This window comes from [Empedobacter] haloabium (assembly GCA_008011715.2).
Lineage (GTDB): Bacteria > Pseudomonadota > Gammaproteobacteria > Burkholderiales > Burkholderiaceae_D > Rugamonas > Rugamonas haloabia.
In genome coordinates, this window is record CP136508.1 from 2,398,749 (window position 1) to 2,422,462 (window position 23,714).

At 68.6% G+C, this 23,714-nt stretch carries 18 protein-coding genes and 3 tRNA genes; 12 read left to right on the forward strand and 9 right to left on the reverse strand.

Annotated elements, in window-relative coordinates; genetic code table 11:
• Positions 1 to 9 precede the first annotated feature (9 nt).
• The gene (locus E7V67_010490) at positions 10 to 1,311 is read left to right on the forward strand and encodes an NAD(P)/FAD-dependent oxidoreductase (GenBank protein ID WUR15502.1); all 1,302 of its coding nucleotides are present in this window, start codon (positions 10 to 12) and stop codon (positions 1,309 to 1,311) included.
• Here E7V67_010490 and E7V67_010495 read toward each other — a convergent pair.
• A complete protein-coding gene (locus E7V67_010495; protein ID WUR15503.1) occupies positions 1,298 to 2,728 on the reverse strand; it encodes a cytochrome P450 in 1,431 nt (476 codons plus the stop codon). The genes E7V67_010490 and E7V67_010495 overlap by 14 nt on opposite strands.
• A 130-nt stretch (positions 2,729 to 2,858) precedes the next feature.
• Between E7V67_010495 and E7V67_010500 the strand changes: the two genes are divergently transcribed.
• On the forward strand, positions 2,859 to 3,734 hold the full coding sequence (locus E7V67_010500) for a helix-turn-helix domain-containing protein (protein ID WUR15504.1): 876 nt from the start codon (positions 2,859 to 2,861) through the stop codon (positions 3,732 to 3,734).
• A gap of 28 nt (positions 3,735 to 3,762) precedes the next feature.
• Here E7V67_010500 and E7V67_010505 read toward each other — a convergent pair whose 3' ends face one another.
• Complete coding sequence (locus E7V67_010505) at positions 3,763 to 4,461, reverse strand: histidine kinase (protein ID WUR15505.1); 699 nt, start codon at positions 4,459 to 4,461, stop codon at positions 3,763 to 3,765.
• Between the two features lie 155 nt (positions 4,462 to 4,616).
• Here E7V67_010505 and E7V67_010510 point away from each other — a divergent pair, with 155 nt between their 5' ends.
• A complete protein-coding gene (locus E7V67_010510; protein ID WUR15506.1) occupies positions 4,617 to 5,132 on the forward strand; it encodes a hemerythrin domain-containing protein in 516 nt (171 codons plus the stop codon).
• 39 nt (positions 5,133 to 5,171) lie between these two features.
• On the opposite strand, the gene E7V67_010515 is transcribed toward E7V67_010510, so the two are convergent.
• Positions 5,172 to 6,794, reverse strand: coding sequence for a response regulator (locus E7V67_010515; protein ID WUR15507.1), 1,623 nt, complete (start codon positions 6,792 to 6,794; stop codon positions 5,172 to 5,174).
• Between the two features lie 214 nt (positions 6,795 to 7,008).
• On the opposite strand from E7V67_010515, the gene E7V67_010520 reads away from it, so the two are divergent.
• Entirely contained in the window at positions 7,009 to 7,428 is a 420-nt protein-coding gene (locus E7V67_010520; GenBank protein WUR15508.1) for a hypothetical protein, read from the forward strand.
• A gap of 386 nt (positions 7,429 to 7,814) precedes the next feature.
• On the opposite strand, the gene E7V67_010525 is transcribed toward E7V67_010520, so the two are convergent.
• The 3 genes from E7V67_010525 to E7V67_010535 form a co-directional block, all read right to left on the reverse strand.
• Positions 7,815 to 8,807: a diguanylate cyclase gene (locus E7V67_010525; protein ID WUR15509.1), complete on the reverse strand. Its 993-nt coding sequence runs from the start codon at positions 8,805 to 8,807 to the stop codon at positions 7,815 to 7,817.
• 276 nt (positions 8,808 to 9,083) lie between these two features.
• The gene (locus tag E7V67_010530; GenBank protein ID WUR15510.1) at positions 9,084 to 11,972 is read right to left on the reverse strand and encodes a PAS domain-containing protein; all 2,889 of its coding nucleotides are present in this window, start codon (positions 11,970 to 11,972) and stop codon (positions 9,084 to 9,086) included.
• 235 nt (positions 11,973 to 12,207) lie between these two features.
• Complete coding sequence (locus E7V67_010535) at positions 12,208 to 13,035, reverse strand: response regulator (protein ID WUR15511.1); 828 nt, start codon at positions 13,033 to 13,035, stop codon at positions 12,208 to 12,210.
• A 334-nt stretch (positions 13,036 to 13,369) separates the two neighbouring features.
• Here E7V67_010535 and E7V67_010540 point away from each other — a divergent pair.
• The 4 genes from E7V67_010540 (at position 13,370) to E7V67_010555 (ending at position 15,069) form a co-directional block, all read left to right on the forward strand.
• Positions 13,370 to 13,446 (forward strand) — tRNA-Arg (locus tag E7V67_010540).
• Positions 13,447 to 13,545: 99 nt separating this feature from the next.
• Positions 13,546 to 13,622, forward strand: a tRNA-Arg gene (locus E7V67_010545).
• Between the two features lie 53 nt (positions 13,623 to 13,675).
• Positions 13,676 to 13,752 (forward strand) — tRNA-Arg (locus E7V67_010550).
• A 165-nt stretch (positions 13,753 to 13,917) separates the two neighbouring features.
• Entirely contained in the window at positions 13,918 to 15,069 is a 1,152-nt protein-coding gene (locus E7V67_010555) for an alpha-hydroxy acid oxidase (protein WUR15512.1), read from the forward strand.
• Here E7V67_010555 and bla read toward each other — a convergent pair.
• A complete protein-coding gene (gene bla, locus E7V67_010560; GenBank protein WUR15513.1) occupies positions 15,066 to 15,962 on the reverse strand; it encodes a class A beta-lactamase in 897 nt (298 codons plus the stop codon). The two genes, E7V67_010555 and bla, sit on opposite strands and share 4 nt — an antisense overlap.
• A 185-nt stretch (positions 15,963 to 16,147) precedes the next feature.
• Here bla and E7V67_010565 point away from each other — a divergent pair, with 185 nt between their 5' ends.
• Both E7V67_010565 and E7V67_010570 read left to right on the forward strand, forming a co-directional pair.
• Positions 16,148 to 17,494: a DUF4384 domain-containing protein gene (locus E7V67_010565; protein ID WUR15514.1), complete on the forward strand. Its 1,347-nt coding sequence runs from the start codon at positions 16,148 to 16,150 to the stop codon at positions 17,492 to 17,494.
• Between the two features lie 10 nt (positions 17,495 to 17,504).
• Positions 17,505 to 20,294, forward strand: a complete 2,790-nt coding sequence (locus E7V67_010570; protein ID WUR15515.1) for a CHAT domain-containing protein — start codon at positions 17,505 to 17,507, stop codon at positions 20,292 to 20,294.
• Positions 20,295 to 20,297: 3 nt separating this feature from the next.
• On the opposite strand, the gene E7V67_010575 is transcribed toward E7V67_010570, so the two are convergent.
• Both E7V67_010575 and E7V67_010580 read right to left on the reverse strand, forming a co-directional pair.
• Entirely contained in the window at positions 20,298 to 21,248 is a 951-nt protein-coding gene (locus E7V67_010575; GenBank protein ID WUR15516.1) for a D-2-hydroxyacid dehydrogenase, read from the reverse strand.
• Complete coding sequence (locus tag E7V67_010580) at positions 21,245 to 22,210, reverse strand: LysR family transcriptional regulator (protein ID WUR15517.1); 966 nt, start codon at positions 22,208 to 22,210, stop codon at positions 21,245 to 21,247. The genes E7V67_010575 and E7V67_010580 overlap by 4 nt, the downstream gene beginning before the upstream one ends.
• 195 nt (positions 22,211 to 22,405) lie before the next feature.
• Between E7V67_010580 and E7V67_010585 the strand changes: the two genes are divergently transcribed.
• Both E7V67_010585 and E7V67_010590 read left to right on the forward strand, forming a co-directional pair.
• Entirely contained in the window at positions 22,406 to 22,615 is a 210-nt protein-coding gene (locus tag E7V67_010585) for a hypothetical protein (GenBank protein WUR15518.1), read from the forward strand.
• Positions 22,615 to 23,502: an alpha/beta hydrolase gene (locus E7V67_010590; GenBank protein ID WUR15519.1), complete on the forward strand. Its 888-nt coding sequence runs from the start codon at positions 22,615 to 22,617 to the stop codon at positions 23,500 to 23,502. Before E7V67_010585 ends, E7V67_010590 begins: the two co-directional genes overlap by 1 nt.
• Positions 23,503 to 23,714: the final 212 nt, after the last annotated feature.

The window sequence follows — 23,714 nt, forward strand, 5'->3', positions numbered from 1 at the left end:
GAGGAACGTTTGCACAGCAAATATGTCATCGTCGGAGGTGGGGCGGGCGGCCTGGAACTGGCCTGCAAACTGGGCCGCAAGCTCGGTCCGAACAAGGTCATGCTGGTGGACAGCCGGCTGTACCACATCTGGAAGCCGTCGCTGCACGAGGTGGCGGCGGGCACCCTGGACATCCACGCCGAGGGCCTGTCGTACCAGATGCTGGCGCACGACAACGGCTTCACCTACGTGTACGGCGCGCTGGAGGCGCTGGACGCGGCTGGCAACACGATCACCGTCAGCCCCATCGAGACCCAGTCCGGCGAGACCGTGTTGCCCGAGCGGCGCATCGGCTACGACTCGCTGGTGCTGGCCGTCGGCAGCACCTCCAACTACTTCGGCGTGCCGGGCGCGCGCGAACACACGATCTCGCTGAACGCCACCGAAGACGCGGAGCGCTTCCGCCTGACGCTGCTGAAACTGCTGGCCAAGGCCGCGACGGCCAAGCAAGACCAGGCCGGCAGCCAGGGCATCGACATCGTCATCATCGGCGGTGGCGCCACCGGCGTCGAGCTGGCGGCCGAGCTGCGCGAGGCCAGCGGCGTGTACGCCGCCTACGGTTTCGGCCACCTGCAACCGCTGCAGGACGTGCGCATCACGATCCTGGAAGGCGCGCCGCGCATCCTGGCGCCGCTGCCCGAACGGGTGTCGGCCGCGGCCGTCAAGCTGCTGGCCGAACGGGGCGTCAAGGTCAGCGCCGAAACGCGGGTGACGCAGATCGAGGCGGACCGGGTCACGGTCGGCAACGGCACCGTCTACCCGTCCGACATCACGGTCTGGGCCGCCGGCATCAAGGCGCCCGACTTCCTGGCCCAGCTGGGGCTGCCGACCGTCAAGGGCGGCCAGCTCGACGTCACCGGCGAACTGGTGGTGAAAGGCTTCCCGAACATCTACGCGCTGGGTGACTGCGCGCTGTGCCTGGGCGCGGACGGCAAGCCGGTGCCGCCGCGCGCGCAGGCGGCGCACCAGCAGGCCGATTACCTGCTCGACGCGCTGCTGCGCAAGGAGCGGGGCAAGCCGCCCAGCGGCAAGCCCTACGTCTACCGCGACTACGGTTCGCTGGTGTCGTTCGGCCAGTCGACCTCGGTCGGCAGCCTGATGGGCTCACTGCAGGGCAGCAACTGGTTCGTCGAGGGCACGTTCGCGCGCCTGATGTATACGAGCCTGCACCTGATGCACCACCAGGCCATCATGGGCACGCTGCGCACCGGCGTGCTGGCGCTGGCGCGCTTCCTGATCAAGCGCTCGACGCCGCACGTCAAGCTGCATTGAGCCGCTTGGCGGCGCGCGGGCGCAGCACCATCGTCAGGGGCGCCGGCGCCATCACGAAGCCCAGCACCTCGGCCGGCTCGGCGCCGTCCGCGGCTGCCACGCTGTCCAGGTCGAATTGCCCCAGCAGCGCCACCAGCGCGACCTTCATCTCCAGCAGCGCCAGGTAGCGGCCCGGACAGGCACGCGCGCCGGCGCCGAACGGCAGGATGGCCTGGCGCGCGGGCGCCGTCGTCGCATCCCCGCCGGGCAGCCAGCGCTCCGGCTGGAACCCGGCCGCGCAGGCCAGCAGCGCGTCGTCGACACTGGCGTGGCGCAGCACGCACCACAGCAAGGTGCCGGGCGGCAGCGTGACGCCCAGCACCTCGGTCGCGCGCAGCGCCTGCAGCGGGATGAAGGGCGCGGGCGGCTTCAGCCGCATCGCCTCCAGCGCGCAAGCCTCCACATAGTCCAGCGCGTCGGCCTGGGCCGGCGTGATGCTTGCCAGGTCGGGCACCTTGGCGCGCACCTCGTCCTGCGCCCGGCGCAGTGCGGCCGGGTGACGCGCCAGCAGCCAGGCCAGCCAGGCCAGCGCGCTGGCCGTCGTGTCCTCGCCGGCCATCAGCATCGTTGCCACGTTGCCGGCCACCTCGGCGTCGCCCAGGCCGCTGCCCGGTGCGTCGGCGGCGGCGATCAGCGCCTGCAGCAGGTTGGCCGGCCGCGCGCGCAAGGCCGGGTCGGCCGCCATGGCCGCGCGGCCGCTGGCGACGAACCCGTCGATGGCGGCCTGCAGCGCTGTCACGCTCGTCCGCAGCCGACGCTCGGCAGGGAGCGGCAGCCAGCGCCAGTAAGGCAGCGGCGCCAGCGAGCGGCGCGCCACGCCGGCCAGCACCGTGTCGATATGGTCCTGCAGGTCGCTCGTGCCGGCGTTGACGGTATCGACGTCGGCGCCGAACGCGAGGCCGGCGACGACGTCCACGGCATAGCGCTTCAGGTCGGCCGACAGAGGGATCGGCCGGCCGGCCACGGCCGCCTGCTGCCAGCGCGCGGCCAGCCGCACGCCCACCTGGGCCAGGCGTGGCAGGTAGGCCTTGACGAAGCCTGGCGCGAACGCCTGCATCACCATGCGGCGCTGGCGGCGCCAGTCGTCGCCCTCGGCCAGCGTCAGCCCCGGCAGGCCGCCCAGCTCGCGCGTCACGTCGGCCGTGACGGCGGGGCGCCGGAAACCGTCCGGCCGGTCGCGCAGCACGCTGCCGATGGCATCCGGGTCGGCCAGCACGACGGCCGTGCGCGCGCCCAGGCGCACGCGGAACATCGGGCCGTACTGGCGGCTCCAGGCTTCCATCGTCCGGTGGATGGTGCGCGGGTGCAGCTGCAGGGCGCTGCCCAGCAGGGGCAGGCCGCGCGGGCCGGGCAGGGTGGCGATGAGGCGGTCGGGCATGGCGGCTCCTGGCAGTGTCATGACCCGCAGTATGGTGGCGTGCCGGCGTATCGTCTTGAACGTTTGCGACGGCGCTGTGCCCCGGTCCTGATTGGCACCCTTGGCGTCCCGGCCACGCTAGAATGCCAGTATGGAAGAGCCAACCTATCCCCCGACCGTTGCCCGCCTGGTGGCGCCCCGCGTCGCGCTGGCGTCGTGCGTGCGTGCCTGGGTGGTGCGCAGCACGGTCGGCTGCGCGCCGCTGGCCGCGCCGCAGCGCCTGAACCGCTTCCCGGCCACGCCGTTCTGCACGATCACCTGGATGTTCGAGGGCAGCGCCCAACTGGTCGTGCCGGCGGTGGACGACCCGGCCATCGATACCTGGCTGCGGCCGGGCCAGGCGCTGTTCTGCGGCCCGCAGTCGCGGCCGTTCGTCACGTCCAATCCCGGTCCCGTGCACGTCATGACGGTGATGCTCTTCGCCGACGCGCTGCACCGGTTGACGGGCCTGGACATGGCCGCGCAACTGGACCGCATGGCGCCGCTGGGCGAGGTGCTCGATACCTGGTGGCAGGACTTGTCCGCCAGCGTACTGGCCGCCGTCACGGACGAGGAGCGGATCGCCGTCTTCGAGACGGGGCTGGAGCGGCGCTGGCGTGGCGTGCGGGCCGACGGGGCGCTGGTGCACGCGCGCGACTGGGTGCAGGCGCTGGCCGTGCGCGCGGCCGCCGCCGGCATGGGCCGCAGCGCGCGCATGGCCGAGCGCCGTGTGCGCGCGTGGGCCGGCCATCCGCTGCGCACCTTGCGCCGGCTGGACCGGATCGAGCGGTCGATGGTGGCCGCACGGACCGCGTCGCAGGCCGAGCAGGGCAGGGTCAGCCTGGCCGAGGTGGCGGCGGCCGGCGGCTTCGCCGACCAGGCCCACCTGTCGCGCGAGGCGCGTGCCATCGCCGGTACCAGTCCCGCCGAACTGCTGCGCCTGGCGCAAACCGACGAGAGCTACTGGCTGTACCGGATCTGGCTGTGAGCGCAAGGCGCCGCTGGGCGCCGGCCGATCAGGGCGCCGGCGTCTTCGGCAGCACCAGCGTCAGCGCGCTGCCGCCATCGGGGTGGGCCTTCAGGTCGAGGGTGCCGCCCAGGTGGCGCGCCCGTTCGCGCACCAGGCGCAGGCCATATTTGTCGGCGCCCGCGTCGGGCGCGCCGGGCCCGCTGCCGTTGTCGCGCACGGTCAGCATGATCTCGTCCTCGTTATCGTCGACGATGACGTTCACCTCGGTCGCGCCCGCGTGGGCGGCCACGTTGCGCAGCCCTTCCTCCAGCGCGAACAGCAGCGCCACGCCGTGCTCGCGCGAGCAGGCCGGTTCGTCCTCGGGCAGGCTGCAGCGCGCCGCGACGCGGTAATGCTCGCCGAACTCCGTCACGGCCTCGCTGAAGGCAACCTTGATGCCGAGGAACTCGAGCTTGTCATTCCACAGCTTGTGCTGCATGCGGCGGTTGTTCTCGATAATCGTGTGCAGCAGGTTCTTCATCTGCACCGCACGTTCGCGCAGCGCGGGCGGGTCTTCCGGCAACTTCGCCGTCAATAGGCCAAGGTGCATGGTCAGCGCGGTCAGCGAGGAACCCACGCTGTCGTGCAACTGGCGCGCCAGGGAGCGGCGTTCGTTGTCCCAGGTGCTGTTGACGTGCCCCAGCAGGTCGCTGAGTTCGGCGACACGGGCTGCGTCGTTCTGATCTTCCGGTGCAATATCGGACATGGTGTTTTCTTATTGTATGCAGGCGGTAACGCCTGGATCATACATGAGGTTTTGCGGAAATGTCGCACCGGCACCATCGTGAAATGCCGCACATACACAGCGCTGCAAAAGTGACAAGCTGTGCCCATCATCCAACCGACACAAAAGGAGCAGCCATGAGTGCCACAGCCAAGCCGCAAGACGCGATCGCCCTGCTGAAGCAGGACCACGCCGAAGTGAAGGCGATGTTCAAGCAGTTCGAGGAGCTGGGCGAGCGCGCGTTTGTCGCGAAGAAAAAACTGGCCGACAAGATCTGCCTGGAACTGACCAAGCACGCGATCGCGGAGGAAGAGATCTTCTACCCGGCCGTGCGCCAGGAAGCCGAGGACAGCGATGACCTGGTCGACGAGGCGACGGTCGAGCACGCGTCGGCCAAGGACCTGATCGCCCAGATCAGCGCGATGGACCCGCATGATGACCTGTACGATGCCAAGGTGAAAGTACTGGGCGAGTACATCGAGCACCACGTCAAGGAAGAAGAGAGCGAGATGTTCCCGAAAGCGAAGCAGGCCGACCTGGACATGGTCGAGCTGGGGGAACGCATCCAGGCCCGCAAGGACGAGATCGACATGATCCCGCCCGAGCCGATGGTCACCGTGAAGGGCGCGCAGGCCAGCCAGCCGCGCATGTAAGCCCGCCGGGAGCGCGCCGCGCTCCCGCTTCCTGGCCGCTCAGGCGGCCGGCGCCGAGGAACTGTTCGGATTGGTCAGGCTGCCGATCGCCTTCATCAGGCTTTCGATGTCCACCGGTTTCACCAGGTGCATGTCGAAGCCGGCTTCCAGCACGCGACGCTGGTCTTCCGCCAGGCCGTAGCCCGTCAGCGCGATCAGGCGGATGCCGCTGGTCTCGCCGTTGGCGCGCAGCCGCCGCGCCACCTCGTAGCCGTCGATGCCCGGCAGGCCGATGTCGACCAGCGCCACGTCGGGCCGGTAGCCCTGCGCCGCCGCGATGCCCTGCAGGCCGTCGGCGGCGTGCTGCACCTCGTAGCCGTAACAGCCCAGCATCATGGCCATCATCTCGCGGCCATCGTCGTTGTCTTCAATCAGCAGAATGGTTGGCTTGCTCTGTACGGTCGTTTCCATGGTTTCAGGCTTCGTTTCAGTGATACGTTCGGTGCGGGGCAGGCGGATCGAGAACGTGCTGCCTTCGCCCGCTCCCGCGCTCTCGGCTTCGACGCTGCCCCCATGCAATTCAGCCAGGCGCCGCACCAGTGCCAGGCCGATGCCCAGGCCGCCCTGGGCACGGTCCAGCGTGCTGGTGCCCTGCACGAAGACGTCGAAGACATGGGGCAGCAGCTCGGCCGAAATGCCGACGCCGGTGTCGTGCACGGTCAGCACGACCTCATCGCCGTCCAGTTCCAGCACGATGTCGATGCTGCCACCCGGCGGCGTGTACTTGAGTGCATTGTCCAGCAGGTTGGAAAAGATCTGCTCCAGCCGCGTCACGTCGCCGTCGACCCAGCCCGGCTCGAGCTCCATGGTGACATGGTAATCCGCCGTGCGTCCGGTGGCACGGTAGGTTTCCAGGCTGTTGGCGATCAGGGCGGCCAGGTCGAGCGGCGCCCGGTTCAGCAGGATCTTGCCGGACATCGCGCGCGACAGGTCCAGCAGGTCGTCGACGATGCGGCCCAGGTGCTGGCTCTGGCGCTGGATGATCTTCTTGGCCCGCGCCGCGCCTTCGCCGGACACGCCGGGCAGGCCGATCAGCGAGGCGGCACTGCTGATGGCCGACAGCGGATTGCGCAGCTCGTGACCCAGCATTGCGAGGAATTCATCCTTGGCATGGTTTTGCCGCTCCGCCACCTTGCGCTCCTCGATTTCCTGCAGCAGCCGCTGGTTGCTGGCGATCAGGTCGTTGGTGCGCTGGTGCAACTGCCTGGCCTGCTTCTTCAATTCCTCGTTCTTCACGGCCAGCGCGACGAACACCGAGATCTTGGCATGCAGGATTTGCGGGATGACAGGCGTGAACAGGAAATCGGCGGCGCCGCGCTGGTAGGCCTTCAGGCGGTCCAGCTCGTCGGCCACGAAGGCCGTGATGAAGATGATCGGAATATTGGCCGAGCGCCCGCGCTGGTGGATCGCCTCGGCCGTCTCGAACCCGTCCATGCCGGGCATGTTCACGTCGAGCAGGATCACGGCGAAGTCGTGCCGCAATACCTGCCGCAGCGCTTCCTCGCCGCTGCGCGCGGCAATTACCTCATAGGGCTCTTGCTCGGCCCACTGTGCCAGCAGGCTCGTCAGGGCGAACAGGCTGTTGGCGTCATCGTTGACGACGAGGATCTTTGGTTTGTCCAATTTGGGTACTTTTAATAGTTTCAGATCACGTCGCGGAGAAACAGTTTTGTCAGGCAAACATCCTGACGATCATAGCAACCGCATATCGCAATGTCAAAAGTCCATGCGGCAACGGGAACAGCCCCGATATTGTTCGATTGCGCACATACATGTCCGTGGCAATCATGACATATTGAAAGCGTAGACACCACGCCACACAACGAAAGGACCCAATATGAATATCGATACCGTCGTAGACAAAAAACACCTGGGCAAGTGCTTCAAGGAACTGGCTGACGCGCCGCTCAGCGCACTGCGCGGTGTCAGTGAAAAAGATGCCAAGGCGCTGCAGCAGGCCTTCAACATCAGCACGGTGCGTGAGCTGGCGAATCTGAACTTCATCAAGTGGGCCGTGGCGATCACCACCCTGGCCGACGAGGAGCAGATGCAGCCGGCCGAGAAGGCCAAGGAAGAGCTGCTGGACGACGCGGTCGAGATGACGTTCCCGGCCAGCGACCCGATTTCCGTCGACTCGGGAATCACCCGCATCGAAGTGGCGCCGGACAAGGTCGACGCGCAAGCCGACCACCAGCATGCCAACAAGGTCGAGGAGTCCACCGAGACCGGCAAGGAAAAGGAAGCGGCGGCGCAGTAAGCGAGGCGAAACCCAGGCGCACCGGGGTCTGTCCCGCAGGGACTGACCCTAATGCCGCTAAGTTAAGAGAAAAGTAGCTGGGTTAGGGTCTGTCCCCGCAGGGGACTGACCCTGGTTTTAATCGCAGAACCATGCGACTTGCGCGATAAAAACCGGGGTCAGTCCCAAAAAACGGGACAGACCCCAAGCGAGCGTCTGTTCTCTGCGCGCCAAAATTCCTTAACTTAGCGGCATTAGGGACTGATCCCGAAGTTTGGCAGGTTCGCCGCGGCGGCTGACGGCAATCGCGTATCGAAAGGAACCTCATTCCTTACGATACGCGATTGCCTTCTTGCGCTATTGGCACGCAGCACTTCGGGGTCAGTCCCAACGGGACAGACCCCATTTCAGGCGGCGGTGGTGGCGACGCTTTTCAGCTGATGCGGCACGCTGGCCGCGGCGGCCTTGGTGCTGCCGGGCGCCGCGCAGAAGCGGTTCTTGCCGGCACGCTTGGCGTCGTACAGGGCGTTGTCGGCCGCGTGGATCAGGTCGCCAACGGTCGATGCGTCGTCCGGGAACAGCGCGATGCCGATGCTGGTGGACAGGCGCAAGGTGATGCCGTTCACGAGGTAGGGTTCGGACACCACCTCGATCAGCTTCGAGGCCGGTTCGCGCGCGTCCGGCAGGCCGCTCACGTCGCCCAGCACGATGACGAATTCGTCGCCCCCGACCCGCGCCACCGTGTCCTCCTTGCGCGAGGAGCCCACCAGGCGCTGTGCCACGAGCTTGAGGATTTCGTCGCCATAGGCATGGCCGTGGGTATCGTTGATGGCCTTGAAGCCGTCCAGGTCGAGGTACATGACGGCGGCCTTGCGCTGGTTGCGCATTGCGTGCTGCAGCGTGGTCTCGATGCGGTCTTCCAGCAGGCGCCGGTTCGGCAGGCCCGTCAGCGGGTCGTGCAGGGCCAGCTCCTGCTGCTTCTTGCTGTACTGCGCCAGCTCCTTGTAGAGCAGGCGTACCTCCAGCATATTGTGGATGCGCTTGTGCACCTCGAGCAGGTCGAACGGCTTGCTGATGAAGTCGCGCGCGCCGGCTTCCAGCGCGGCAATCTTGAACGCCGGCTGGGCCGTCAGCGCCAGCACCGGCAGGTAACCGTCCTGCTCGATTTCCTTCAGTCCCTTCATGACCTGGAAGCCGTTCAGGCCAGGCATCTGCAGGTCCAGCAGGATCAGATCGTAGCAATGTTGCCGATGCAGGGTGCAAACCTGGTCGGGCAGCATCGTCGCCGTGACGTCGGTGTAGCCGGCTTCACGCAGGATCTCGAGCATCAGGTCGACATTGTCCGCGCAATCGTCCACCACCAGGATCTTGGCATTCAGGATCTCATCTGGGCTGGGCATATCTCTTCTCGCCTCATCGTGCACACAGGCTCCGGCGTTTTTTCGGCCTGGAGCGGAATTCTAAGTGTAGCGCCGCAGGGTTTGCTGCGTCGCACGTATTGAAAAATTATTTTCCAAGGGAAGATTTTTCAGATATTGGAGTGTATCAAACTTGCACGAGTTTCTTGTAGGACATTGCCGCGTCCGGCAGTAGGAAGGCGGGAAAAATCATGTTTAAAGTTAATGCTTGTTGTATTTCGATCGTCGAGTGATCAAAAAACAACAGTCGGCTGAAGGTCAGTCGGCCCGGCATTGGGCCGCGACCAGCGCCACCGTGGCGATCAGTTCGGCAGGCTCGACCGGTTTCGTGATGTGGTCCTGAAATCCGGCTTCCAGGGCGCGCAGGCGGTCTTCGGACTGGGCGAACGCGGTCAGGGCAATCGCCGGCACGTCGCCGCCGGCGGCGGGGCCCAGCGCGCGCACGCGTTCGAGCAGCTCGAAGCCGTCCATGTCCGGCATGCCGATATCGCTCAGCAGCAGTTGGGCCCGTATGCGCGGCAGCAGGGCCAGCGCTTCGGCCGCCGTCTCGGCTGTCGTGACTTCGGCATTGCGATCGGCCAGCACCCGCTTGATCAGCTCGCGGCCGTCCGCCTCGTCGTCCACCACCAGCACGCGTAACCCGCGCAGGTCGGCCGGCTCGCCGTCGCGGCCGCGGGCGGTGCTGGCCGCGCTGGCGGGGCGGGCTGGCCGCTCGCCCAGCGGCAGCTTGCCGGCCAGCGGCAGGCGCACCGTGAACGCGGCGCCATGGCCCTCGCCGGCGCTGGCCGCGGCCACCGTGCCACCGTGCTGCTCGACCAGGTGCTTGACGATCGACAGCCCAAGACCCAGGCCGCCATGGCGGCGCGTGGTGGAGGCGTCGGCCTGGCGGAAACGGTCGAACACGTGGCCCAGGAATTCGGCACCGATGCCAATGCCGGTATCGGCGACGCCGATCTCGGCCTGGCCGTCGCGCTCGCGGATCGTCACGCGCACGCGGCCGTCCGGCGGAGTGAACTTGATGGCGTTCGACAGCAGGTTCCAGACGACCTGCTGCAGCCGGCCCGGGTCGGCCGCGATCGGCGCGCACGACGCGAAGTCGCGCTCGATGACGATGTTCTTGGTGCCCGCGGCCGGGCGCACCGCCTCGATCGCCGCGTCCACGATGGTGGCGGGCAGCACGCCCTGCAATTCCAGCAGCACCTGGCCGGACATGATGCGGCTCATGTCCAGCAGGTCTTCGATCAGCTGGGCCTGGGCGCGGGCATTGCGCTCGATCGTCTGCAGGCCCTTGTGCAGGTCGGCCTCGCCGCGGCTGCCGCGCCGCAGCACCTGCGACCAGCCGAGGATGGCGTTGAGCGGGGTGCGCAGCTCGTGCGACAGGGTGGCTAGGAACTCGTCTTTCATCTGGCTGCTGCGCTCGGCCTCGGCACGGGCGCTGCGTTCGCGGTCGAGCAGGGCGATACGTTCCTCGGCGGCCCGGCGTGCCGCTTCGTTCAGGCGCGCATTGTCGATGGCCACGCCGGCCTGGGCGGCGATGCCGCCGATGATGCGTTCCGAGCGCTCGCTGAACATGCCCGGCTCCGGATGGCCGAACAGCAGCGTGCCGACGACGTCGCCCGTGCGCGACGTGACCGGCGCGGCCAGCAGGCTGCGCAGGTGACGCCCCAGTGCGGGATCCAGTTGCGCCGCGCAGTCGGGCTGGTACAGCAGGTCGTCGCAGCGCACGATGCCGCCGGCGGCGCTGCCGCCCTGTTCCAGCAGGCCGTGACCGGACACCAGCGCCGCGCCTGGCGCGGCCAGGTCGCCATAGTCCGCCGGCGGCCGGCCGGACAGCGTGCACAGCTCCAGCGCGCTGCCGCCGCTGTGGTAGAAGAACGCGCCGAAGCGGGCGCCGACGATGCGCGTGGCCGCGTCCGTGACTTCCTGCAACAGCGGCTGCAGGTCGCGGTGGCGCGCCAGCGCATTGCCGGTGCTGTTGAGCATCTCCAGGATATTGGTCTCGTCGCGCAATGCTTCCTGGGCGCGCTTGACCTGGTCGACATCGGTGCTGGTGCCGAACCAGCGCAGCATCTGGCCGGAGGCGTCGCGTACCGGGTTGGCGCGCGTCAGGAACCAGCGGTACTGTCCATCGGCGCCGCGGATCGGCACTTCCATTTCGAAAGGCTCGCCCGATTCCAGCGATGCGCGCCAGTGCGCGATCATCGGTTCCACGCAATCCGGTGCATATACCTGCGACCAGCCGTCGCCTTCCAGCTCGCCGGGCGGCAGGCCGGTGTAGTCGTGCCAGCGGCGGTTGTACCAGACGATGCGGCCGTCGTGATGCGCGATCCAGGCCAGCTGCGGAATCGAGTCGGCCAGCGCGCGCAATTGCTTCTCGCTGTGGCGCAGCGTGTCCTCGGCGGCCTTGCGTTCGCTGATGTCCTGCACCATGCCGGTCATGCCGACCAGGCGGCCGGCGTCATCGTAGAAGCCATGCCCGGCCACGGACAGCCATGCACTGCCGCCGTTACGGACGATGCGGCATTCCACGCTGAAGTCGCTGCGCGCCGTGAACGCGCGCATGAACGCGGCCTGGGCATCGGCGCGGTCGGCCGCGACGATGCGCTCCTGCAGCGCGCTCCAGGTGGTCGCTTCCCCGGGCGGCAGGTCGAAAATGGCGGCCGCGCGCGGGCCACAGGTGACGACGTCGTTGGCGGCCGTCCAGGTCCAGTCGCCCAGCTTGCCGGCGGCCAGCGCGACCTGCAGGCGGTTGCTGTTCTCGCGCAGCGCCCGTTCGTGCTGCTTGCGCTGGTGGATGTCGTGCAGCATGCAAGTGATGCCGTCCTCGAACGGGAAGGCGCGCACTTCCAGCCAGCGCTGGCGCGCACCGTGGAACAGTTCGAAGCTGACGGCCTGGCGCCGCTCCTGCGCATGGCGCAGCTGCGTTTCCAGCAGCGTGCCGGCCAGCTGCGGGAAGGCCTGCCACAGCACCTGGCCCACGGCGTTCGCCACTTCTTGCGCCGGTCCGCGCAGCAGGTCGTCGGCCGGGCGATTCAGGTACGTGACGCGGCAGCCGCGGTCCAGCACCACCAGGCCGTCGCTGACGCCCCCCAGCGCCGCGACCAGCTGCCCGGGCGACAGGCGCGCGCGCTCCTGTGCTTCCTGCACGGCGCGGGGCTGGTCTGCTTGGGAACTTGGGCTGTCACCTGGCCCGGTTGGGAACATCATCGATTGGTCGCAGCGGTTAAAAGAATAGGCGAGAACAGGCGAGAACAGGGGAGAACAGGCGAGAGCGCCTGCAAGAGCGCGGGCACCGCCAGCGTGCTGCGATTGTAGCGTCAGGCAGCACGCTGCGCACGCACTGTTGACGAATTGCCAGCGCCTGGCCGGCCGGGCTGGCGGGTCAGGCCGGAATGCGCGCGCCCACCCGTTCCAGGATCGCCTGCAGTTGCTCGATCTCGTATGGCTTCTGGATCGCCTCGGTCTTGAAGTCGAGCTGCTGCGTCACCGCCGTGCCGTAGCCGGAGGCGAAGATCACCTGCAGGCCGGGCTGTGCGGCCACGGCGCGGCGCGCCAGTTCGATGCCGGAGATGCCGGGCAGGCTGACGTCGGAAAACAATACTTCGATATCGCCGCGCCGCAGCCGTTCCAGCGCCGCCTCGCCGCTGGCCACGGCGTCCACCTCATGGCCGAACGCGCGCAGCATTTCGCATACCAGGTATTGCGCGTCCAGGTTGTCTTCCACGACCAGCATGCGCAGCATGCGGGCGGCCGCCGGGGCGCCGGTCGCGGCCGGTGGCGCCAGCGTGCACAGGATGCCCTGCACGACGCGCTCCGCGTCGCGCAGCGGCGTATAGGTGAGGTCGAAACGCTGTTCGCTGATGCCGTCGTGGCGCCACAGGCGCAGCGTGGCGCCGGGGAAGGCGAGGGTGCGGCCGGCCCAGCAGCCCTCGATGGCGGCGGGGTTCCAGCTCCAGGCCGACGGCTGCATGGCCGGCACGCGGCCGCCGGGTGCCGGCTGCTGCGCCGGTCCCACCAGGTCGACGTAGGCATCGTTATACAGCATCACCTGCTGCCGGCCCCACATGACGAGCATCGGCAGCGGCACGCTGAGGATGATGTCCATGGTCAGGCGCAGCGCAGGCGGCCAGGTGTCCGGGTGGCCGATGGTCGCACGTGACCAGTCGTGTTCGGCCAGCGCGGCCAGGCTGTTGCAGGCTTGTGCAGTCATCGCGTCGGCCAACTCCGTGTCGGGCGTAATAGTATTAAGCTGAAAGCAAACGTGGTTTATCGTACACCAACGGGGCACGGCGCGGCGATGGAAATGCCCTCGGAGCGGGGCATGCATCGCCCATGCATTTTGCTCTGGACAATGGAGCGGGGCCGCCCTATAATCTTGCTCCTTTCGCAGCAAACGTTGCGAAGGACAGGCGGGAAAGCGGCAGTAGGCTTTTCGGTTCTGGAAACGTCGGGTTGGCGGCGCAAGCGGCAAACGAGACGATGGATAAAAAATCCAGCTTTCCAAACCGTAATAAATACTGTAAAATGCCGACTCGCTTGACAATGCGGCTGTAGCTCAGCTGGATAGAGTACTTGGCTACGAACCAAGGGGTCGTGGGTTCGATTCCTGCCAGCCGCACCAGAATTCGTCAGCAGATGGAAGTCTGCCGGCAAGCAGTATCGCAGTAAGCAGCGCGTGTGACGAGGTTTGCCGCCGGGCTGTTATAATTGAGGAAGTTTTGCGGCTGTAGCTCAGCTGGATAGAGTACTTGGCTACGAACCAAGGGGTCGTGGGTTCGATTCCTGCCAGCCGCACCAGTTGTACCGCGCAGATGGAAGTCTGTGCTTGAAGTTTGTAAGTGAGAAGTTTTGCGGCTGTAGCTCAGCTGGATAGAGTACTTGGCTACGAACCAAGGGGTCGTGGGTTCGATTCCTGCCAGCCGCACCAGATGTAAAGGAAAGGCCAGATCTTCGGATCTGGCCTTTTTTCGTTTGCGTTCCCGCTGCGTTGCGCTCAACGCGGTGATTCATCGCGCCCGCGCGCGCGCAGGCGGTTGGCAAACGGCGGCAAATGCCCGATGATTTCGAGCATGTCCATGTCACAGGCTCCCGCATGACCATCATCACCTCCATCGAAGACCTGCGCGTGCTGGCCAAGCGGCGCGTGCCCCGCATGTTCTACGACTACGCCGATTCCGGCTCCTGGACCGAGTCCACCTACCGCGCCAACAGCAGCGACTTCGCCCGCATCCAGTTCCGCCAGCGCGTCGCCGTCGACATGAGCAACCGCACGCTGGCCACCACCATGGTCGGCCAGGACGTGACGATGCCGGTGGCGCTGGCGCCGACCGGCCTGACCGGCATGCAGCATGCGGACGGCGAGATCCTGGCCGCGCGCGCCGCCGAAAAGGCCGGCGTGCCGTTCACGCTGTCGACCATGAGCATCTGCTCGATCGAGGACGTGGCCGCGCACACCAGCAAGCCGTTCTGGTTCCAGCTGTACGTGATGAAGGACCGCGATTTCATCAACCGCCTGATCGACCGCGCCAAGGCCGCCAACTGCTCGGCGCTGGTGCTGACCCTGGACCTGCAGGTGCTGGGCCAGCGCCACAAGGACGTGCGCAACGGCCTGTCGGCGCCGCCGCGCCTGACCTTGCCGAACCTGGTCAACATGGCCAGCAAGCCGCGCTGGTGCCTGGGCATGCTGGGCACGCGGCGGCGCTACTTCGGCAATATCGTCGGCCACGCACCCAAGGTGGCGGACATGTCGTCGTTGTCGTCGTGGACCGCGCAGCAGTTCGACCTGACCCTGTCGTGGCGCGACGTGGAATGGATCAAGCAGCGCTGGGGCGGCAAGTTGATCATCAAGGGCATCATGGACGCGGAGGACGCCCGCCTGGCCGTGGCCAGCGGGGCCGACGCGCTGATCGTGTCGAACCACGGCGGCCGCCAGCTCGATGGCGCGCCCTCGTCGATCGCGGCGCTGCCAGCCATCGTCGATGCGGTCGGCGACGCCATCGAGGTGCACTTCGATGGCGGCATCCGTTCCGGCCAGGACGTCATCAAGGCCGTGGCGCTGGGCGCGCGCGGTGTCTACATCGGCCGCGCCTTCCTGTATGGGCTGGGCGCGATGGGCGAGGCGGGCGTGACGCGCTGCCTCGACATCATCCGCAACGAGCTCGATATCACGATGGCCTTCTGCGGCCTGCGCGACGTGCGCGACGTCACGCGCGACATCCTGTTGCCGGGGACGTTCCCCCGTTAATCCGCGCGTGCCAGGCGCGCCGGCGCCAGCTCGCGCAGGGCGACGCTCGTGGCCTCGGCCACGCTCTCGCTGCGCGCCTCGGCCTGCTCGGTCGCCCCATGCGTGAATACCACCAGCACGATCGGCGCGCGCTGCGGCAGGTAGATCACGCCCATGTCGTTGGCGACGCCGTAGCTGCCGCTGGTGCCGGTCTTGTCGGCCACGACCGCGCCTTTCGGCACGCCGGCGCGGATGCGCGTGGCGCCGGTCGTGTTCCCCACCATCCAGTCCTTCAGCTGTTGCCGCTGCGCCGGCGGCAGGCCGTCGCCGACCAGCAGTTTTTGCAGGGTGCGCGCCATCGCCAGCGGCGTGGTCGTGTCGCGCTCGTCGCCCGGGATGGCGGAGTTCAGCTCCGTTTCCCAGCGGTCGAGGCGGAAGGTCGTGTCGCCCAGGGTGCGCGCATAGGCCGTGATGGCGGCCGGTCCGCCCAGCTCGCGCATCAGGATGTTGGCGGCCGCGTTGTCGCTGTACTGGATCGTGGCGGCGCACAGTTCGGCGGCCGTCATGCCGGCTTCCACGTGCTTTTCGCTCACCGGCGAATGCGGCTTGATGTCGGCCTGGGTGTAGCGCAGGCGCTTGCCCAGGAAGCCGGGTTCGGTCGCGCTGCGCGCCAGCACGGCCGCCGCGACGATGGTCTTGAAGGTGCTGCAGAAGGGGAAGCGCTCGTCCTGGCGGTTGCCGATGACCTTGCCGCTGGCGGTGTCGATGGCGGCCACGCCGACCCGCCCCTTGAACTTGCGTTCCAATGCGGCGAAAGCGGATGGGGCGGCCGGTGGCTTGGCCAGCGACAGGCTCGGCAGCAACGGCAGGGCGGCGGCGGCAAGCAGGAGCCGGCGGTGGCGGGACAGGGTCATGGCGGTTGGGCGGTAGTGGCTGGAGCCCCGTATTCTAGACGGTGTAGCCGATATTGCAACGCTCGCGCTGTGGCACGCGGGCAGCCATTTTTGGCCGCCCGCGTCGCCCGCGCCAGCGCGACGGTGTAAGCTGGCGGAGAGACGCGGCGACCCGTCCGCCGCCCACCGACGTGGGGAGAAGCGCGATGCCGGCCATCTTCTTGCATGCGTGTTGCTGTCTGCTGCTGGCCCTGCTCGGCGCCTGCGGCGACGGCAGGAGCACGTCCGCTACGGGCGCGGATGCCGACTTCGAACCGGCGCGCGCGGGCCCGGCCGCCAGCACGCTGGTCGTGTTCGTGCACGGCGTGCTGGGCGACGCCGTCACCACGTTCGGTGCCGACCGCGAGCACAACTGGCCCGTGCTGCTGGCCAGCGATCCCGCCTTCGCCGGGCAGCTCGCCGTGCTGAGCCTGGGCTACCGGTCGGCGCCGCTGGCAGGCGGCAGCAACGTCAACGAGATCGCCAACCGGCTGCTGGTGCGCTTGCGCGACAAGGACGTGTTCCGGCGCTACCGCCATGTGGTGTTCGTCGCTCACAGCATGGGTGGCCTCGTCGTCAAACGCATGCTGGTGCAACTGCAGGCCGACGGACCGGCCGAGCTGGGTGCCGTCGCGGCCGTGTTCTTCATCGCCACGCCGGCCGGCGGCGCGGACCTGGCGGACGTCAGCGCGTGGGTCAGCGGCAATCCCCAGTTCCGTGACATGCGCGGTATCGATGCCAACACGCTGCTGCAGGCCTACGAGGACGACTGGCAGGCGCTGTTGCGCGCGCGCCCGTCGCAGCGCCCTTATCCCCGGGCATTCTGCGTCTACGAAACGCGCGCGACGGGACCGTTTCACGTGGTCCCGCGCAGCAGGACGCAGGCCGGTTGCGACGAGCGGCCCAACGCATTCGAGGCGGACCATCTGGGTATCGTCAAGCCGGTCCGGCGTGACGGCGTGTACGAATACGTGGGCGCGCGCATTCGCCGCGTGCTTGCGGGCGACTACCTGGCATTGCAGATCCATGCGCAGCTGACCGCTGCCGACGACACGGTGCTGCCGCCGGACCTCACGCTGCGCTCTGGCCAGCAGTTCGCCTTGCGGCTGCACGCCAGCAAGCCGGCATGGTTTCTGGTTCTTGCCGGCGACAGCGCGGGCAAGCTGGTGCGGTTGTATCCCAGCGCGCTGGGTGGGCAGCAGGAGGTACCGGCGGCGCAGCTGCGCATCCCCGCCTCGGCCAAGGAAATGCTGCAGCTGGATCATGCCGTCGGCGTCGAGACGATCTACGTGTTCGCCTCCAGCGCGAGCCGGCTCGACCTGCCGCAGGCAACGGCGGAGCTGGCGCGGCCGCGTCCCGGCGGTACCGCGTGGCTGTCGGACGAACTGCGCAAGCGTGGCCTGGACATCGCACCCAAGCGTGCCGCGCCCGCTGGCGCGCCACGCCAGGTATCCTTCGACGCCGCCAGCATCGGCGCGCAGGCGGTACTGCGCGTCAGCATCGGTCACATCTGAAGGACGGGACATGCGTAGCGAGCGTGGATGGCTTGGCCCGCTGCTGCGAGCGCTGTGCTGCTGCCTGCTGGCCAGCGCCGCGCAGGCCCGGCAGGCGCCGTCGCCGGCAGTGCCGGCCAGCGCGCCTGCGCCCATCGGCCCCGGGGCGGAAGGCGAGCTGGCCGCGTTTGGCCAGCTGCTGGACCCGGCGCGGCCGCTGGCGGCCCCGGGGCCGTTGGATGCCTTTAACCGCGTGCTGGCCGGGGCGCGCTACCAGATCCTGGGCCAGTACGCCCAGGTGCTGCGGCTGTGCCGCTACGACGAGCGGGTCGCGACCAGCGCGGCCGCGCGCGACACTGCCCGCGGCTGCCAGCGCGCGGCACTGGTCAACCTGGAGCGCTACCGGGAAGCGGAGGAGCTCGCGCTGGCGCACGGGGCGCTGCTGCCGCCGTCCGGCCAGCCGCCGGAAGCCAGCGCGCGTCACTGGCACTGGAGCGCCACCCTGGCGCTGAACCTGGGCCAGGTGCGCGTCGCCGAGGCGGCATACCGGCGCGCCCTTGCGGACATCGCCCAGGCGCGGCGCGACGGCCCGTCCGGCCTGCCCAAGCAAGGGGTCGGGCCGGAACTCGAGAGCGCCGCGCGCGACCTGCATGACAGCATGCTGAAAGACGATGAACTGGCCGTGCGCAACGCGCTGGACGGCATCGCCTGGCACCTGCAGCGCTACCCCGAGTATTTGGGCGGTGCCCGGCACACGCTGGAGCGCGCGGCCGTGCTGGGCGGTCGCAATGGCAACCATGCCGAGCTGGCGATCGAGCATGCGCTGCGCCTGTGGCAGCTGGGCCGGCAGGACGAGGCGCGCGCACTGGCCGAGTCGGTACACCCGGCCTTGCGGGCCCATGCCGGCTTTCGCGATCAGCCGGAACCGCTGGTCGATCCGCGTCCGCTGTCCTCGGCGGTGGCGGCGCTGGGCGACGAACGCACGCAGCCGGCCCATGTCCAGGCCTGGCTGCGGCTGGCCAGCGCCTACCAGCTGGCGGGCCGGCTGGACGAAGCGGAGCGCCTGCTGGCAGCGACGGTGCCGCTGGCGCGGCGCTACATGCTTGCGCCGGAGGCGGGCAATACGCTGCTGGCCGAGGTGGAGGAGGCGCAGGGCCGGCTTGCCGCCAGCCGGGGCGTGCCGGCCGACGCGCTGCCGTTCCTGCGCCGGGCGCGGGGCCGGCTGCTGCTGGCGGGCGCGAGCGAGCGCGCGGCGGAGCTGGGACGGCGCCAGTTACGGCTGGACAGTCCGCAGTTGCGCGCAGGTGCGGCGATACTGGCGGCGCTGGCGGGTGGGGCGGCGGTCACGCTGCCTGCTGGCAGCGCGGAGGAGCGCGAGGTGGCCGAGATCGCGTCGGACTTCGCCGCCTCGCGGGCACAGCTGAGCAACGAGCTGGCCGACCGCGCCGCGCGCAGCGACCGCGCCGCCCTGGCCGAACGGCTGCGGCGCGACGGGGTGCTGGTCGACGAGCTGGTCGAGCTGCGCGGTGCCATCACGGCCGGACTGGCCGCCGGCCGCGCGCCGGACGAGCGGACGGCGGCGCTGACGCGGCGCCTGGCGGCCTTGCTGGACGAGCTGGCGCAATCGAAGGCCGGCTTGCAGGCGGACGGGGACGGCGCGGCCGGCACCGACAGCGCGGCACTGCGGCAGCGGCTCGGCACCGGACGCGCCTACTTCCAGTGGATTACCCATCCGGCCGGCAATTTCGCGCTGTGCTGGCGCGACACTGGCGTCACGCTGGCGCCGCTGCGGCTGCCCGTTGCGCGCATCCAGCAATTGGCACGGCGCGTGCACGCGGCCAGCAGCATGCGCGGCGTGGCCAGCGTCGCCGCGCTGCCGGCGTTTCCCCGCGCCGATGCCGCGGCGCTGTTCGATGCCTTGTTCGGCCCGGTGTTGCACAGCGCCGCGGGAACGCGCCACTGGCTGCTGGCGAACTCGCCGCTGGTCGACGGCATTCCGTGGGGAGCGCTGGTGACTGGTCCGCCAGCGGCGCCGCCGGGCTGGCTGGCCGAGCGCGTCGCGCTGACCGTCACGCCGTCCTGGCGCAGCGCGGTCGCGCTGGCGCGACGCCCCGCCGGCCCGGCCGACCGTACACTGCTGGTCGGCGACCCGCGCAACGCCGCGACGCTGGCACCGCCGGGGCAACTGAGCACCCGTGGTCTCTTCGTGGCGGCGGCGATCGGCCTGGCGCCGCCGCGCCTGGTCCGCACAAGCGCACTGGCGCGCGAGCTCGATACCCTGGTGCGCCTGTTTCCCGCTGCCGCGACGACCATGCTGCGTGGTCCGGACGCGACCAAGCACAAGCTGTTGCGACTGCCGCTGGAGCGTTACCGGCTGCTGGTGTTTACGACCCATGGCTACCTGGCGGCCAGCCATGCGGCGCTGCTCGGGCCCAGCCTCGAGCTTACCGCACCGCACGGCACCCTGGACGAGCGGCTGCTGACGGCGCGCGAGATCGCCGGCCAGCGCCTGCACGCGCACCTGGTGGTATTGAGCGCCTGCGATACGTCGGCGCCGGACGGCTACCCGGACTCGGAAGGCCTGTCCGGACTGACCAGTGCCTTCCTGCTGGCCGGTGCGCGCAACGTCGTCGCCTCGCTCTGGCCCGTGGAGACGGAGGCCACGCGCCAACTGGTCACGGTCATGCTGGCCCGGTATGCGCGCGACGAGGACGATATCGCGCTGGCCCTGCAGCAGGCAACCCTGCGCTACCTGCGCGCTGCCGACGCGAAGCGGCGCCACCCAGCCTTCTGGGCGGCGCTGCTGCATGTGGGCGGCTGAGCGTCAGGCGACCACGTTGCGCGGCGTCCCCGCGGCAAACGCCTCCACATTGCCGATCAACTGGTCGGCCAGCCCCTGCATCGCCTCGCGGCTGGCCCAGGCGTTGTGCGGCGTCAGGATGAAGTTCGGCAGGCGCAGGTTCAGCAGCACGTTATCCGCTGTCGGCGGCTCGCCCGCCAGCACGTCGAAGCCGGCACCGGCGATGACGCCGCGCGTCAAGGCGTCGGCCAGCGCCGCCTCGTCCACCAGGCCGCCGCGGGCGGTGTTGATCAGCAGCGCCGTCGGCTTCATGCGCGCCAGCCGGGCCGCGTCGATCAGGTTGCGCGTCGCGTCCGACAGCGGCAGGTGCAGGCTGACGACGTCGGAGCTGGCCAGCAGCTCGTCCAGGCCCAGGTTGACGACGCCGTCCACCGGCGTGCGCGTGTGCACGGCGATCTCCATGCCGAAGGCGCGGCCCAGGTGCGCCACCTGGCGGCCCAGCGCGCCGTAGCCGACCAGGCCCAGGCGGCTACCGTGCAGGTCGCGGATCGGGTGATCGAACAGGCAGAAGCGGGGCGAGCGCTGCCAGGCGCCCGCTTCCACGTCGGCACGGTAGGCCAGCAGGTTGCGGCGCAGGGCCAGCATCAGGGCGAAGGTGTGTTCGGGCACGGCGGCGCGGGCATAGTCGCGGATATTGCAGACGACGATGCCGCGCGCGCGCGCCGCCGCCAGGTCGACGATGTCGGTGCCGGTGGCGGCGACGGCGATCAGGCGCAGGTCCGGCAGCTGCGCCAGTGCCTCCGCGCGCAGCGGCACCTTGTTGGTGATGGCGATGCTGGCGCCCTGCAGGCGCTCTACGGCCTGGGCCTCGCTGCTGGCGTCATATTCGGTGCACGTGTGCGGGAAGGCGGGCCGGCGCACGTCGGCGACGAGGCTGGCGCGGTCGAGGAAGACGATCTGGTGCTGCTCGCTCATGCGATCTCCGGTTCGGCGGTGGGTTGCGGTTGGTTGACGTTCGGCGCCAGCGCGCGCACGCGCATGCTGGGGTGGCTGTCGAACAGCTCGGCCACCCATTCGACGAACACGCGCACCTTGGTCGACAGGTGGCGGTTCTGCGGGTAGACGATATTGATCGGAATCGGGTCGGACACCCAGTCCGGCAGGATCTGCACCATGCGCCCGCTGGCCAGGTGGTCGCGCAGCAGGTAGTCCGTCATCTGCAGCACGCCCAGTCCCGCCAGGCCCGCCTCGACGTAGGCGGTCGAGTCGTTCACGGCGATCACGCCGGGCAGCGGGATCTGGATCCGTTCGCCGTCGCGGGTGAAGTCCCAGTCGTAGATCTTGCCGGTCTTGGCGGAAAAGTAGTTGACGCAGCGGTGCCGCTCCAGCTCGCGCGGATGGTGCGGCGTGCCGTACTGCGCCAGGTACTCCGGACTGGCGCACGTCAGCATGTTGAGCACGCCGACCCGGCGTGCGATCAGGGTGGAGTCGGCCAGCGTGCCGCCGCGCACGGCGCAATCGACGCCTTCCTCGATCAGGTCCACCAGCCGGTCGGAGCAGCCCAGTTCCAGCTGGATGTCCGGATAGCGTTCGAAAAAGGCGGGCAGGGCGGGCACCAGGATGCTGGAGGCCAGGCCGGTGGGCGCGTCCACGCGCAGCCGGCCGCTGGGTGACAGGCGGGTGCGCGACAGCGATTCCTCGGCGTCCTTCACGTCCGTCAGGATGCGCAGGCAGCGTTCGTAATACGCCGCGCCGTCGGCGGTCACCGTGACCTGCCGCGTGGTGCGGTGCAGCAGCTTGACCGACAGCGCCGCTTCCAGCTGCTGGATCAGGGTGGAGACGGTCGCCTTGGGCAGTTGCATGGCGTCGGCGGCGCGCGAAAACCCGCCCGCGTCGACGACCTGCACAAACACTTCCATGGCCTGCAGCTTGTTCACCCTTGCCTCCTGACTAATGTTTTGAAAGCCACTAGCGGCTACTGAACAGTTAAATCCAGTAATCCGGCTGTCATTGTTCGAGGTTCTGAACAATCAATTCGTCATTGACGACTTTATCAGATTCTAGTTCAAAGTTATAGTTACTGCACTGCATCAAAGAGAAGACATTTTTCGAAGGGCTGACGGGAGGCGAACATGGGGATTCGGGACACTATTCTGACAACGGTTGCACTGGCGCTCTGCCTGCTGGCACTGGCAGTGATCGTCTCGACCGACGTGTATTCGCATACCGCGGGCACGGAAGCGAAGGGTTTGGGTGCACTGCAGCGTGAGGTGTTGAGCGGTACGCAGCTCGCGGCCGCCAGCGCAAGCGAGATGGCTGCCAGCGCCGGAGCGGCACGCTGATGGGTATCGCATCGAGCGCGGCCGCCGTTCCTGAACTGGCCAGCGACCTGGTGCTGCGCGACCTGGAAGTGAAGGGCGCCGAAGGCCAGCTGAAGGCGCGCCTGTACCAGGCCGGCCCGGTGGCCGCGAAGCGCGACACACTGGTGGTGTTCTTCCACGGCGGCGGCTTCACCTGCGGCTCGATCGACGAGGCCGACGATTTCCTGAGCCGCCTGGTCAGCGCCGACCCGACCCAGGTGGCGCTGTCGCCGGCCTACACCCTCGCCACCGAGCGGCCGTTCCCGGCCGCCGCCGAGGATGCCCATGCCGTGCTGGTGTGGGCCAAGAAGAACAAGGCCAAGCTGGGCTGGAGCGGCAAGCGCCTGGTCGTCGCCGGCATCGAGGCCGGTGCCAACCTGGCGGCCGTGGTGTCGCTGATGGCGCGCGACCGCGGCGGTCCCGCGCTGACGGGCCAGGTGCTGATCATGCCGATGCTGGACCCGGGCCTGTCCACCTGCTCGATGCGCGAGGTGCCCGTCTGCCCGGACAAGGCGGCGCTGGTCGACAAGGTCGCCGGTACCTGTGCGGCCGGCTATCGCGGCTACCTGCCCAACGCGGCGGACCGCACGCACCCGTATGCGTCGCCGCTGCAGTCGTCGCGGCTGAAGAACCTGCCGCCGGCCCTGATCCTGTCGGCCGAGGACGATCCGCTGCGCGACGAGGCCGAGCAGTACGGCGCCAAGCTGATCAAGTGCGGCATCACGACGACCGTGCGCCGCCTGCCGGCGCCACCGCTGGAGCAACCGGGTGGCCGCAACGATTGCGCCTGTTATTTCGCGCTCAATGAAATCGCCGCGTTCATCCGCGGCGCCGACGGGACGGAGGCCCCAGCAGTAATAAATAACTAAAAGCGTTTACATATTGTCGTGCCGACGATATAGTGAACCGCGTTCGTCAAGCAGTTCCTTAACCAAAAGTAGTTCTCGGTAGTTCCTGACGCTTCAACCGGAATCCCACGCCAGCGCTCGCGCCAGGGCGTGCCGGCACCGCTTTGCCCTTCGGCTTGGAAGGGCGCGCCACGGCGCGGCGGTAGCGCTCAGTTCCACATGTTTTCGTATAA

Bases quoted from the DNA above. Each gene is read 5' to 3' on its own strand.
- E7V67_010565 (WUR15514.1), top strand. From the start codon at position 16,148: ATGCCGGCCATCTTCTTGCATGCGTGTTGCTGTCTGCTGCTGGCCCTG.
- E7V67_010525 (WUR15509.1), bottom strand. From the start codon at position 8,807: ATGCCCAGCCCAGATGAGATCCTGAATGCCAAGATCCTGGTGGTGGAC.
- E7V67_010500 (WUR15504.1), top strand. From the start codon at position 2,859: ATGGAAGAGCCAACCTATCCCCCGACCGTTGCCCGCCTGGTGGCGCCC.
- E7V67_010495 (WUR15503.1), bottom strand. From the start codon at position 2,728: ATGCCCGACCGCCTCATCGCCACCCTGCCCGGCCCGCGCGGCCTGCCC.
- E7V67_010510 (WUR15506.1), top strand. From the start codon at position 4,617: ATGAGTGCCACAGCCAAGCCGCAAGACGCGATCGCCCTGCTGAAGCAG.
- E7V67_010575 (WUR15516.1), bottom strand. From the start codon at position 21,248: ATGAGCGAGCAGCACCAGATCGTCTTCCTCGACCGCGCCAGCCTCGTC.
- E7V67_010590 (WUR15519.1), top strand. From the start codon at position 22,615: ATGGGTATCGCATCGAGCGCGGCCGCCGTTCCTGAACTGGCCAGCGAC.
- E7V67_010555 (WUR15512.1), top strand. From the start codon at position 13,918: ATGACCATCATCACCTCCATCGAAGACCTGCGCGTGCTGGCCAAGCGG.
- bla (WUR15513.1), bottom strand. From the start codon at position 15,962: ATGACCCTGTCCCGCCACCGCCGGCTCCTGCTTGCCGCCGCCGCCCTG.
- E7V67_010520 (WUR15508.1), top strand. From the start codon at position 7,009: ATGAATATCGATACCGTCGTAGACAAAAAACACCTGGGCAAGTGCTTC.
- E7V67_010535 (WUR15511.1), bottom strand. From the start codon at position 13,035: ATGACTGCACAAGCCTGCAACAGCCTGGCCGCGCTGGCCGAACACGAC.
- E7V67_010585 (WUR15518.1), top strand. From the start codon at position 22,406: ATGGGGATTCGGGACACTATTCTGACAACGGTTGCACTGGCGCTCTGC.
- E7V67_010570 (WUR15515.1), top strand. From the start codon at position 17,505: ATGCGTAGCGAGCGTGGATGGCTTGGCCCGCTGCTGCGAGCGCTGTGC.
- E7V67_010505 (WUR15505.1), bottom strand. From the start codon at position 4,461: ATGTCCGATATTGCACCGGAAGATCAGAACGACGCAGCCCGTGTCGCC.